This window comes from Vibrio zhugei, from assembly GCF_003716875.1.
GTDB lineage: Bacteria > Pseudomonadota > Gammaproteobacteria > Enterobacterales > Vibrionaceae > Vibrio > Vibrio zhugei.
Genome location: NZ_CP033078.1, coordinates 1,357,868 through 1,369,524 on the forward strand (window position 1 = coordinate 1,357,868; position 11,657 = coordinate 1,369,524).

Consider the following 11,657-nt stretch of genomic DNA (forward strand, 5'->3'; position numbering starts at 1 on the left):
CCTTGTTATGAGATTATGTATAACGTGTGAATTTTTTTGGATCGAAAGCAGCACGTACCGCTTCACCAATAAATGTCACCATGACCAATATCGCCACGATGGAACACACCACCGACGATACAATCCATGGTGAATCTAAGTTGGACTTGCCTTGTTGTAACAGTTCTCCCCAACTCGGGGTTGGCGGCATCAAGCCTAATCCAAGATAATCGAGTGCCGTGAGCGCAGTAATATTGCCGGCAATAGCAAAGGGCGCTAATGTCACAACCATGACCATGGTATTGGGTAGAATGTGTTTAAATATAATGCGTGTTGAAGACGCGCCCAATGCTTTCGCCGCCATTACATAATCACGAGCCGCTTCTTTGTAGGTCATGGTCCGCATATACCAAGTAATGCCTATCCAATTAAACAATACGTTGATCGCGACAAAGAGAGAAAAGCTCGGTTGTATAATTGAGACTAAGATCATAATGACGTAAAGAAACGGCACCATCGACCACACTTCAATAAACCGTTGAAAAAACATATCGAATTTGCCGCCGATGAAGCCCATTGCACACCCAATGGTAATCCCAATCATGAAGGATAAAACCATGGTAATGAGAGCAAAACCGATGGCGGTTCGAAATCCGTAGACTAAGCGTGCCAATATGTCACGTCCTATTACGTCGGTACCCAGGTAGTGTTGATCCTGTGCACTAGGAGAGGTTGGGGGATAGTGGCCACTAAAATCTTGCTCTAAAGGATTAAAAGGGACGAGAGGCATAATGACGTAATTGTCCGTGTTCTGCGCGGCAAATGTTTTTTGCAGTTTTCGGTAATTTGCCTCACCACTACCAGACTGACCAAACTCGTTAGCTTGATGAACGCGACTGAATACCGGGAAATAATAATGACCTTGATAATGTACAACAAGCGCTTGGCTATTAATGAATAGTTCAGCAACCAGTGAAAGAAGAATGAAAATAGACAGAATAATAAAAGAGTAATACCCGCGACGAATTCGTTTAAAATTCGTTATCTTCTTGCGAGTTAATGGGCTGACTGCAAACATGCTAGGCTCCGAATTTTACACGAGGATCGACTAATGCAACGCAGATGTCTGACAATATATTGCCAAGCATTAATAAGATTGCGTTAATGGCAACAATGCCCATTACAACAGGATAATCCCGCTCCATAATGGACTCATACCCTAATAATCCAATGCCATCGATATTGAATATGACTTCAATGAGAAATGAGCCTGTCATGAAAAATAACAGTGAGTTGCCAAAGTGACTGGCGACTGGAATTAAGCTATTTCTCAAGGCGTGTTTTCGTACGGCAGTTCTAAATGGTAATCCTTTGGCGATAGCCGTACGGATATAATCTGACGACAAGTTCTCCATAAGGTTGTTTTTCATTGTCATTGTCAGCATGGCAAAATCGCCAATTAAATAACAAGTGAGTGGTAATATGGCATGCCACATAATATCTTTGAACTGCAAATAGGTAGAGGTCATGTCATCATAATCATCACTCACAAAGCTCCCCATAGGCAACCATTCGAGTTGATAACTAAAGAAGGTGATTAATAATACACCAACCACATATCCAGGCAGGGCGAAACCAATGAAGATCATAACAGAAGAGGTTGAGTCGAATAATGAACCGTGTTTCATCGCTTTCCAATATCCCAAAGGAATTGAAATGAAATAGCTAATGAAAAAGGTCATGGCGCCATAAAATAAAGATACGGGCAAACGCTCGGCTATCATATCTGTGACGGGCTCGTAATAACGTGTGGATTCCCCGAGGTCGAGATGTACGAGTTTGGTCAACCACTCAATGTAGGCAGTTGTTACCGGTTTATCTAACCCATAAAAAGCATTTAATTCAGCAATTTGGTCAGGGGATAGCGCGTTAGAGTGCCCGCCAGAGACTGCTGCGCCACCCTCGTTTTGAGACTGCATCTTTGAAATCATGCGCTCAACAGGGCCGCCAGGAACAAAGCGAGTGATAGCAAAAATTAATACCGTAATACCCAAAAAGGTCGGAATAATTAATGCGAAACGCCGCAAAAAGTAAGACAGCATAATAAAAACTCCATGTGTACTGTCAGCATCCAATGCATAACGAAATAGAGGGGTTCGATAGGAATATATCAGTGACTTTCACCATCGCGCTTCTCGATCCATAAATTGGAAACGCAATAAATGAAAATAAGCAATATACATCAATTGCACCAAGATGGTGTATTAGCACGATCATTGTGCGATATAAACACCAAAAGCAGTGAATCCCTTTAGCAATCGAAACATATAACAAATAAAATATTACTTCAACTGAGTTATTTGAAAGTAATAGATAATAAAAATAAGTAAAAAAAACTGTAAAAATTAAAAATAGAGTTTTTATTACTCTTTACATTCACTAGATAACGGGTCAATTAGAGGGCTTTTTTTGAATAAAAAACCACCATCAACTAGGTGTTGATGCTTATAGAACTGCTGTCTAAGGCCACTATAGTCCTATTTTACCTATGTTTTTCTTCATTTTTATAGCATAAAACTTCAGGTATCAGATTTTAATGATTCTTTTATCAAAAAGAGTAAAAACTCTAATGATTAAATGAATCCTAAAATAATGTTCTTTTTGATAGTTATATTTTTAAGTTTGTCATAAAACATTAATAAATCATAAATACCTGACGTATTCATTGTTTTTGTTCTGACATTGAGTGACATTACCATGACAATAGTCTGAATTTTTAAAATTAATCGGTCCTTTATCCTTTCTTATTGCCGTTGGGGCCTAAGTTGACGAAGTAATCTGGCTGGGTGTATACCTCTGCTTGCTTAGTGATTGATTTGAAAAACTTGTGTGTTCACCACCATGAGCGTGATCGCTTTCACTAAGTGAGTAGTAGTGAGAATTTCGAAAAACTATGGAAAGCAAACGTAAGGAATATGGATGTTAAATAAAAGAACCAGCCTATCAGTGGCCATTGGTTTGGTATTAGGCACTGTTGTATGTGTGTCATCCGCTAATGCCGAAGACAATGTCGAAAAAATGCAAAAAATGAAAGTCACCGGTTCGCATATTGCGACAACGGACATGGAAGGTCCAAGCCCGGTGGATGTGTATACTGCCAAAGACATCAAACAGATGGGAGCAACGGATGTCAGTGATGTGTTACGTGGCTTAACGCAAAATGGTGGGAACAGCTATGGCGCTTCTTTCACGAACGGCTTCGCAGCTGGATCGTCAGGTGTGTCGCTACGCGGTTTAGGACAAAGCCGTACTTTGGTCCTTCTCAATGGTCGACGTGTCGCCAATTATGCGTTTGCGCAGAATACCTCAGATACGTTTGTCGATCTCAACTCCATCCCCCTTTCTGCGATTAAGCGTATTGATATTTTGAAAGATGGCGCGTCAGCGATTTATGGCGCAGATGCGATTGGCGGTGTCATCAATTTAATCACCAAGCGTGACTACGAAGGGTTTGATTTTGATGCCAAAGTAGGGGAAACCACCAAAAAAGATGGTGAAACCCTCGACTTAACGGCAACAGCGGGGAAAAATTTCAATGATGGTCGTACTAACGTCATGGTGACAGCAAACTTTGTACGCAAGAATAACATTGAGAGTAAGAACCGTTCTAACACACATACCGCTGATCAAACTCGCTTAGGCGGCGATGATTGGCGCAGTTCTTACGGTGTTCCAGGTACGGTGATGGCCGCTGATGACGGAGAAGAACTCGATTCATTGTGTGGCGGCAGCGAAGATTGTGTTTACGATTTTGCTGAGTATGGACAAATAGAACCACAAACCGAACGGTTTAGTGTGCTATCGACAGTAACGCATCAAATTACACCAGATCTTACGTGGAATAGTGAATTGAGCTACAACCGCGTAGACACGAAAACGCATGCAGCCCCAACGCCGGATAGTGAGCTTACCCAAGTCGGAGCGTCTAACCCGAATAATACCTATGGTGAAGATGTGTATTTATATCACCGTATTATGGAAGCGGGACCGCGTAAGAATGAAATCACCACCGATTCTGTGCGATTTGTGACGGGGCTGGAAGGCTACGCCTCTCTCTTTGAGACCGATGTGGATTGGAGTGTGTCTGGTGGCTATCACTACACGAAAACCACGTCGGATGGCAAAAATTACGTGACCAAAACGGGCTATAAAGCAGCCATCGATAGCGGCGCTTATAACCCGTTTGTGACCAATAACGACCCGAGTTCCTTAGCGGGTGCAAAAGTGACCACACAACGGAAAGGTGAATCAAAATTGGCATTCTTTAATGCTGATGCATCTTTCCCTGTTTACGCAATGTCGGCGGGTGATATGCAACTCGCCGTCGGTACCGAGTTCCGCTATGAAGCAGGGGAAGATACACCTGATCCACTCAATGCTCGTAATGCCATTATTGGCTCGGGTGGGACAGGATCTGATGGGCACCGGAACGTCGTTGCGGCTTACTCGGAATTGCATATCCCTCTTCATGAAACGTTAGAGATGCAATTAGCAGCACGTGGTGAGCACTACAGTGATTTCGGCAGCGCATTTAGCCCGAAAGTGGCGCTACGCTATCAGCCTTCTGACATTATCATGTTCCGCTCATCGTACAGCGAAGGGTTTAAAGCGCCAACGCTTCCAGAAGTGAACATGAGCGAAACACGGAGCTATAAGACAGTCAAAAACCCGCGTAAAGGTGATGAAAAGGAAGAAGTTGAAATTGTCAGCGGCGGTAATAAAGACTTAGAAGCCGAGCATTCCTACAGCTTTAACTTTGGTACGGTCGTTAATCCAACGGATGGTTTGACGTTGAAATTGGACTATTTCCATATTACCAATACCAATATGATTGATACCTTAGATGAGCAAGATTTGGTCAATAAGGATATCGGTGTGACGTACGAACCCGATGGCCGAATTCGAAGCGTGCAAAACAGTTATGTGAACGTTTCCAAGCAAGAAGTCTCTGGGTTGGATGGCGAAATCCGCTACGTTTTCGATACTGCGAATGTGGGCGAGTTTAAAACCACACTACGTGGTACCTACAATATCGAGCATAAGCGTAGTGATTCTGCAGGTAATATTGAAGATTACATCGGTACCTACTATGACGGTGCGCGCTTTAAAGGTAAAGCGAATCTCGTGTGGAACATTGCCGATTATGCGGTTATCAACACGGTGAACTACACGGGCCGCTACACCCAACTTTATGAAACATCTGAACATAAATATGTTGATGCTTGGACGACGTGGGATGCTCAAGTGAACTACACCGGTTTCGATCGTTTAACGTTAACGTTTGGTGTCGATAACGTGTTGGATAAAGAAGCACCGTATTATAACGACTCCAACGGTTATGACTTTTCAAATGCCAATAACATCGGCCGTTATGTCTACGCTGGTTTGAGTTATTCACTCTAACATTCATGATCTACCCTAAATGGCGCGAAAGGATTTTCGCGCCAGATTTAAGACTGACTTTACACAAGGAGACGATATGAAGTGCAAGCACTTTCGCATCGGCGCAGTGACAACCGCTTTGATTCTTTCAAGCAGTTCGTTGTTTGCTGCAGATACCCATTCTGTGGTGAACACACAGCAAAAAACAGACACTTCAGCGCAAGTGTCGCAGAAGAAAATCGATCAATACTCTGAGAAAACTCAAAGTATGTTCGCGGACTATAAAGCCACATTACGCCAACTCGACAGCATGCGAGTGTACAACAATCAAGTTGAGCGCATGGTCACCAAACAACAAGCTGAGTTGGCATCACTGCATCGTCAAATTGAGCAAATTGATCAAACGTCGATGGAAGTCGTGCCGTTGATGCTGAAGATGGTTGATGCATTGGATGAATTTATTGCGCTGGATCTGCCTTTTCAGAAAAAAGAACGGACGCAACGCATTGCCAATCTACGTGAGTTGATGGATAGCCCTGATGTCACTACTTCTGAAAAATTTCGTAAGGTCATGGATGCCTATCAGATTGAAGAAGGCTTCTCGCGCACGATTGAATCCTACAAAGCTAGCCTGAAACGTGATGGAAAAACAGTGACTTATGACTTCCTACGTTTAGGTCGTGTCGCACTGCTATATCAATCTCCTGATGGTGATGAAACTGGCATGTGGAACAATAAAACCCACGCTTGGGTAACGTTACCTGAGAGCTACCGTTCATCGGTACAAGAAGGGATTCGTATCGCTAAGAAACAAGCGCCACCTGCACTTATCAAATTGCCAGTTTACACAGGGGAGACCTCACTATGAAACATGTAAAAATTGGGGTACTGACACTGATCTCGAGTGTGTGCATGGCCTCATCAGCATGGTCGGCAGAGACATCAACAGCACCAGCCAAAACATTGTCTGATTTATTGAATAAAATTCAGTCACAAAGTGTGATCGAATCTAAGCTCAACAAGGAGCGTGAACAACGGTTTTTGCACGATGAAAAACAACAGGCGCAACTACTGCAAAAAGCCAAAGCGGATCTCAAAGCGGAAACTCAGCGCGGAGACACGTTAAAAGCGACTTTTGACGGCAATGATAAACAGCTTACCGCGTTATCAGAAAAGCTCAAACAGCGCTCAGGGTCGTTGGGTGAAATGTTTGGTGTGGTACGTCAATACGCGGGAGAGTTTAAAGGATCGTTCCATGCCTCACAGAATGATGTCCGCTTTCCAAAGCGTGATGCAATATTAAGTAAATTAGCCGCTAGCAAAGAACTGCCTTCCACTGAAGAGTTAGAGTCATTTTGGCAGATCATTTTGCATCAGTTAGTCGCCTCTGGTGAGACAACCACCACGAAAGCGACGGTTGTCTATGGCGGTGGTAAGCAGCAAACAACAGATGTGACATTAGTCGGTGAGTTTAATGCGATTGCCGATGGTAAATACCTAACATATACCCCAGCAACGGGTAAGTTTGAAGAGTTATCTCGTCAACCGTCGAGTACGATGACCGATTTATTGAAACCCTTCACTCACAGTAAACAGGATTACCAGCCGATCTACTTGGATCCGTCGCGTGGTGCGATTTTGTCACTGATGGTGCAAAGTCCAACAGTGGAAGAACGTGTGGAGCAAGGCGGGATTGTAGGTTATGTCATCCTAGCTTTGGGGGCCATTGGTGCATTAATCGCTATTTTCTGCTATGTCCGCCTCACCATGATTGGTGGGAAAATGCGTAAACAAGCGAAATCCGATGAGGTCATTGAAGGGAATCCGCTCGGGGAAGTGATCGCTGCGTATAAAAATCATGCTGGCGATAACTTGGAAGACTTAGAGTCTAAGTTGGATGAAGTTATCTTGCGCCATGGTCCCCGCATTCAGCGCTTTATCAGCATTATTAAGCTCATTGCTTCTGTGGCCCCATTGCTAGGATTATTAGGAACCGTTATGGGGATGATTGGTACATTCCAAGCGATTACTTTATTTGGTACTGGCGATCCAAAACTGATGGCAGGAGGTATTTCCGAAGCCTTGGTGACCACGATGTTAGGTTTGGTTGTGGCGATTCCTTTATTGTTCCTATACTCCCTCGTGCACAGTAAAGGCCGCCGTCTCGTCCAAATTCTTGAAGAACAAAGTGCTGGTTTCATCGCTCGTTATCAAGAAAAAATGAATGCGGCGAGCGCCTAAGGAGCGACTATGTGGTGGTTATATGCACAATTTGACCATATACAACGCTTTTTGGGGATGGGAGGAAATGTCCTTGTTGCCATTTTCTTCCTGACCATTCTCTTATGGGTCATGATGTTAGAACGCTGGTTCTACTTTGCCACGATGGCGCCTAAGCTGCGCAAGCAAGCGATAGACACCTGGAAGGTTCGTGGCGATAAGAAGAGCTGGAATGCACACGCTATTCGTAATGAATTGGTGTCGCAACAGAGCGTTGAGAACCGACGAGGATTGTCGGTGATTAAAGTATTGATTGCACTGTGCCCATTATTAGGCTTGCTCGGTACCGTGGTTGGTATGATTCACGTGTTCGACATTCTTGCGGTGGTCGGGACAGGTAGCCCGCGAGCTATGGCCTCAGGGATTTCGAAAGCAACGATTCCGACGCTAGCCGGTATGGTGGCCTCATTGTCTGGGTTATTTTTTAGCTCTCGCCTTGACCATTTGGCGAAAGTGACAACTCAGAAATTAGAAGACCAGCTTAAGCACATGGTCTGAACAAAGGATTGAGAGGGAATAGATCATGAAACGACGTTATAGTACAGAAAACGATGAAGAAGCAGCCATCGATATGACACCGATGCTGGATATCGTATTCATTATGTTGATCTTCTTTATTGTGACAACGTCATTTGTTAAAGAGGCGGGGATCGAGGTGAACCGCCCAAGTGCCAACACCGCGCAAACGGTGGCTAAAGGCAACATTATGGTAGCGGTTGATGCTGGTGGCGAGGTTTGGATCGATAAGCGTCATATTGACGTCGATGCGGTACGAGCCAATATCGAAAGATTAAGAGCCGAAAGTCCTGAAGGGGCAGTCGTGATTCAAGCAGACGAAGACGCCGGTGCTGGGGTCGTTGTTAAAGTCATGGATCAAATCCGAATGGCTGGAGTACAGAATATATCGATTGCCGCGAAGCATAAGGGGTAAGCTATGCGCTATTTGGCTTCAATAGCACTGGCGCTCATTGTCTGTTTAAGCCTATTTTGGGGCATGGACAAGCTGGTCAATAAAGAGCACCACCAGCTGAAATCTGGCGATGATGTCAGTATGGTTGACTTTGTACGCGTAAAACGCGAGAGCAAAGTTGAAGAGAAAAAGCGAGAGCTTCCTAAACCTAAGCCACCGAAGCGTCCGCCGCCGCCACCGAAGTTGAAAGTGACGGCGACCGTTAAACCCGTTATGCAGCAAATGGCGATGGACATGCCAAATTTGGACCTACCAGTGAATATCAGTGGAGGGTCGGTTCTGGGGAGTTTTGGCCAAGGCGGGGGACAAGTGGTAGGCAATAATGGGCCAACACCGTTGGCAACATTTTTACCTCAAATGCCACGTAAAGCGGCTCGCTCTGGGTTGAAAAAAGGGATCGTACGGTTGGAGTTTACCGTGAACGCGAATGGCGCTGTAGAAAACGTCAAAGTGGTCAAAGAAGATCCTCGTCATCTCAATCTAGGACGGGTGGCACGGCGTACTGTCTCTAAATGGACCTTCAAACCTAAAATGGTCGATGGGAAACCGACATCGGCACGTATTTCTCAAGAAATTGAGTTTACGGTGAACTAAGGAAGGTAAACAATGAGAAAATTACTGACATTGTTGCTGGCATCGTTGACTTTGCTATTCACCAACGTTGTGACGTCAACAAATGGGTATGCGAAATCTAAGCCTCAGTTGTCGGATTATACTTATCGAGTGGTGAACAGCGTGCAGCGATTAATTGCGCTGAAGAAGTACTCGGATGCCCATGAAAAGCTGCAAAGTGCACTAGGTAGTGCGTCGAGAAAATTCGATAAAGCGGTTTTGATGCAGCAAATTGGGTATTTGTACTCGATGCAAGATAACTACCCTAAGGCCATTGAGTATTTTGCAGGTGCCATTAAAACGGGGGGATTGCCTGTCGAAGTGGCTCAGCAGATCCGCTATGCGCTCGGACAACTCTACCTTGCCCAAGAGCAGTATAAGTCGTCAATCGCAACATTAAAGCAATGGTTTGAGGTGAGTAAAACCACAAAAGATAAGCCGCAAGCTCGTGCGTATGTGATGCTGGCCAGTGCTTATGTTCAGCTAGAAGACTATCGTCACGTCATTGCGCCAATGAAACAAGCCATCAAACTCAGCAAGTCACCGAGCGAAAATTGGTATTTGCTCTTGATGGCGGCTTATCACGAGTTAGGCCAATATCAAAACATGGTCGGGGTATTAAAAACGTTAACCACGAAATACCCAAATAAGAAACGCTATTGGACTCAACTGTCCGGTGCATACATGGAGTTGAATCAAGAGAAAAAAGCCTTGGCAGCGTTAGAAATGCCTTACACATTAGGCTTAATGAACGACGAAAAGGAAATCTTACGATTAGCGAACTTCGAAGCGTTTATGAGTATTCCCTATCGGGCTGCCACGATTCTCGATACCGCGATGCAACAGGGAAAAGTGGAACGCACGGCGAAGCACGTCAAGCTATTAGGGGGATTTTATCATCAAGCACAAGAATTGGATAAAGCGATTGATGCCTACAAGGACGCGTACCATATGGCACCGACTTGGGATGCACAACAACGCATTGCCAAACTGATGCTACAAAATAAAGATTACCAACAAGTCGTGACGTTTGCTGCGGCGCCATCACCGGATGCGAATGCCGATAATAAGGCTGAGCTAAAATATTTAACGGGCATGGCGTACTTTGAGTTAGATAAAACCGCTCAAGCGTTAGATGCGATGAAGCAAGCAGCCCACTCGAAAGAGGTCAAACCCATGGCACAAGCTTGGATAGCCTATCTGCAAGGATAGGGGAATGGACCACTGCAACATACCATGTATGCTAAGTGTGAGTCAGTCGCACGCAGCAAAGGGAAGCTTCGGCTTCCCTTTTTTTATCAGGTTAGCTCACTTGCTGGTGAAGCCAAGTGCTTACGTCGCTGAGTAAGTCGGCGTATTCTGGATGCGTTGTTTGCATTTGACTCAGACAGTGCGATAAGGCTTGCGGCGTATAATCGCAGCCAATTATGGCCGTTTCTAGCGCTTCAATCGGTGTCGGGTCAAGCATATCCGTGAAGAGTTGTGCTCGGGTGATTTGGCCTTTTTCCACATCCAAATACACATCGACGCCCCCCCAACTGAAGCGCTCACTGAGGGAATGTTCAAATGCCGGTGTGCTACCAAAGTTCCATTCCCAACTGCTTTGCTTAGCGAATTTCTCTTTAAAATCGGGTAAGTACTCGGCATTTTCAGGTGAGATCCACTCAATATCGACCTTAGTATCGAAGTACGCGCAGTAAGCGGCAATTATGGCATCACAGATCATTTGATGATCGATGTCTGCAATCACGGTATTGAGATTAATCACGCGTGATTTCACTGAGGTAATGCCTTTCGCTTTCAATTTTTTTTCGTCAGGGTTTAAGTAATCGCCCAAACGTGTCATATCGGTACTCATCAAGATAGTTCCGTGATGAAAGCCTCGATTGACGGTCTCTCGGTAGGCTGAGCCCGAAAACTTGCGAATGCCGTTTTCGTCGGTAATCACCAAATCGTTCCGACCGTTAGCTTCGGCATTGATACCGAGCGAGGCGAGGGCATTCAGTACGATCTGTGTTGAGACAGTTTTGTCGTATTCTGGTTTGCCTGCCATAAACGTGAAACAGGTATTGCCCAAGTCATGAAATACCGCGCCGCCTCCGGTTTGGCGACGCGCCAAAGTGACGTTGTCACGTTCCATTTGTTCTGTACGGCATTCTTTCCATGGGTTTTGTGCGCGACCAATCACAACGGTATCGTCGTTTTGCCACAAAAATAAGACACGCTGATCCGCCGACATCGAGCGAAATATAATGTCTTCAACGGCTAAGTTAAACCAAGGATTATGCGAGTTGGAAATGAGCACTCGAGTTTTCTTCATTATCTACCTCTGTGACGATTGCCTATGATACTCATGGTTGAAAACAGGCAGGGT

The 11,657-nt window shown here is 44.8% G+C and carries 10 protein-coding genes; 7 read left to right on the forward strand and 3 right to left on the reverse strand.

Going from position 1 to position 11,657, the window contains the following annotated elements; translation table 11 throughout:
• Nucleotides 1-13 precede the first annotated feature (13 nt).
• Both EAE30_RS11560 and EAE30_RS11565 read right to left on the reverse strand, forming a co-directional pair.
• The gene (locus EAE30_RS11560; protein ID WP_123016057.1) at nucleotides 14-1,057 is read right to left on the reverse strand and encodes an ABC transporter permease; all 1,044 of its coding nucleotides are present in this window, start codon (nucleotides 1,055-1,057) and stop codon (nucleotides 14-16) included.
• A 1-nt stretch (nucleotide 1,058) separates the two neighbouring features.
• Nucleotides 1,059-2,081 (reverse strand): ABC transporter permease subunit, encoded by a 1,023-nt coding sequence (locus EAE30_RS11565; RefSeq protein ID WP_123016058.1) that lies wholly within the window; start codon nucleotides 2,079-2,081, stop codon nucleotides 1,059-1,061.
• A gap of 877 nt (nucleotides 2,082-2,958) precedes the next feature.
• Here EAE30_RS11565 and EAE30_RS11570 point away from each other — a divergent pair.
• The 7 genes from EAE30_RS11570 to EAE30_RS11600 all read left to right on the forward strand — a co-directional run bounded on the left by EAE30_RS11570 (nucleotide 2,959) and on the right by EAE30_RS11600 (nucleotide 10,495).
• A complete protein-coding gene (locus EAE30_RS11570; protein ID WP_123016059.1) occupies nucleotides 2,959-5,442 on the forward strand; it encodes a TonB-dependent receptor plug domain-containing protein in 2,484 nt (827 codons plus the stop codon).
• Between the two features lie 76 nt (nucleotides 5,443-5,518).
• Nucleotides 5,519-6,289 carry a DUF3450 domain-containing protein gene (locus EAE30_RS11575; RefSeq protein ID WP_123016060.1) on the forward strand — a complete coding sequence of 257 codons (771 nt, stop codon included), beginning with the start codon at nucleotides 5,519-5,521 and terminating at the stop codon, nucleotides 6,287-6,289.
• Nucleotides 6,286-7,662: a MotA/TolQ/ExbB proton channel family protein gene (locus EAE30_RS11580; protein WP_123016061.1), complete on the forward strand. Its 1,377-nt coding sequence runs from the start codon at nucleotides 6,286-6,288 to the stop codon at nucleotides 7,660-7,662. Before EAE30_RS11575 ends, EAE30_RS11580 begins: the two co-directional genes overlap by 4 nt.
• 9 nt (nucleotides 7,663-7,671) lie before the next feature.
• A complete protein-coding gene (locus EAE30_RS11585; RefSeq protein WP_123016062.1) occupies nucleotides 7,672-8,199 on the forward strand; it encodes a MotA/TolQ/ExbB proton channel family protein in 528 nt (175 codons plus the stop codon).
• 25 nt (nucleotides 8,200-8,224) lie between these two features.
• Nucleotides 8,225-8,632, forward strand: coding sequence for an ExbD/TolR family protein (locus EAE30_RS11590; RefSeq protein WP_123016063.1), 408 nt, complete (start codon nucleotides 8,225-8,227; stop codon nucleotides 8,630-8,632).
• Nucleotides 8,633-8,635: 3 nt separating this feature from the next.
• On the forward strand, nucleotides 8,636-9,265 hold the full coding sequence (locus EAE30_RS11595; RefSeq protein ID WP_123016064.1) for an energy transducer TonB: 630 nt from the start codon (nucleotides 8,636-8,638) through the stop codon (nucleotides 9,263-9,265).
• A gap of 12 nt (nucleotides 9,266-9,277) precedes the next feature.
• The gene (locus tag EAE30_RS11600) at nucleotides 9,278-10,495 is read left to right on the forward strand and encodes a tetratricopeptide repeat protein (RefSeq protein ID WP_123016065.1); all 1,218 of its coding nucleotides are present in this window, start codon (nucleotides 9,278-9,280) and stop codon (nucleotides 10,493-10,495) included.
• Nucleotides 10,496-10,586: 91 nt separating this feature from the next.
• Here EAE30_RS11600 and EAE30_RS11605 read toward each other — a convergent pair whose 3' ends face one another.
• Complete coding sequence (locus EAE30_RS11605; RefSeq protein WP_123016066.1) at nucleotides 10,587-11,603, reverse strand: lipoate--protein ligase; 1,017 nt, start codon at nucleotides 11,601-11,603, stop codon at nucleotides 10,587-10,589.
• Nucleotides 11,604-11,657: the final 54 nt, after the last annotated feature.

Bases quoted from the DNA above. Each gene is read 5' to 3' on its own strand.
- EAE30_RS11595 (WP_123016064.1), top strand. From the start codon at position 8,636: ATGCGCTATTTGGCTTCAATAGCACTGGCGCTCATTGTCTGTTTAAGC.
- EAE30_RS11590 (WP_123016063.1), top strand. From the start codon at position 8,225: ATGAAACGACGTTATAGTACAGAAAACGATGAAGAAGCAGCCATCGAT.
- EAE30_RS11560 (WP_123016057.1), bottom strand. From the start codon at position 1,057: ATGTTTGCAGTCAGCCCATTAACTCGCAAGAAGATAACGAATTTTAAA.
- EAE30_RS11575 (WP_123016060.1), top strand. From the start codon at position 5,519: ATGAAGTGCAAGCACTTTCGCATCGGCGCAGTGACAACCGCTTTGATT.
- EAE30_RS11565 (WP_123016058.1), bottom strand. From the start codon at position 2,081: ATGCTGTCTTACTTTTTGCGGCGTTTCGCATTAATTATTCCGACCTTT.
- EAE30_RS11570 (WP_123016059.1), top strand. From the start codon at position 2,959: ATGTTAAATAAAAGAACCAGCCTATCAGTGGCCATTGGTTTGGTATTA.
- EAE30_RS11600 (WP_123016065.1), top strand. From the start codon at position 9,278: ATGAGAAAATTACTGACATTGTTGCTGGCATCGTTGACTTTGCTATTC.
- EAE30_RS11580 (WP_123016061.1), top strand. From the start codon at position 6,286: ATGAAACATGTAAAAATTGGGGTACTGACACTGATCTCGAGTGTGTGC.
- EAE30_RS11605 (WP_123016066.1), bottom strand. From the start codon at position 11,603: ATGAAGAAAACTCGAGTGCTCATTTCCAACTCGCATAATCCTTGGTTT.
- EAE30_RS11585 (WP_123016062.1), top strand. From the start codon at position 7,672: ATGTGGTGGTTATATGCACAATTTGACCATATACAACGCTTTTTGGGG.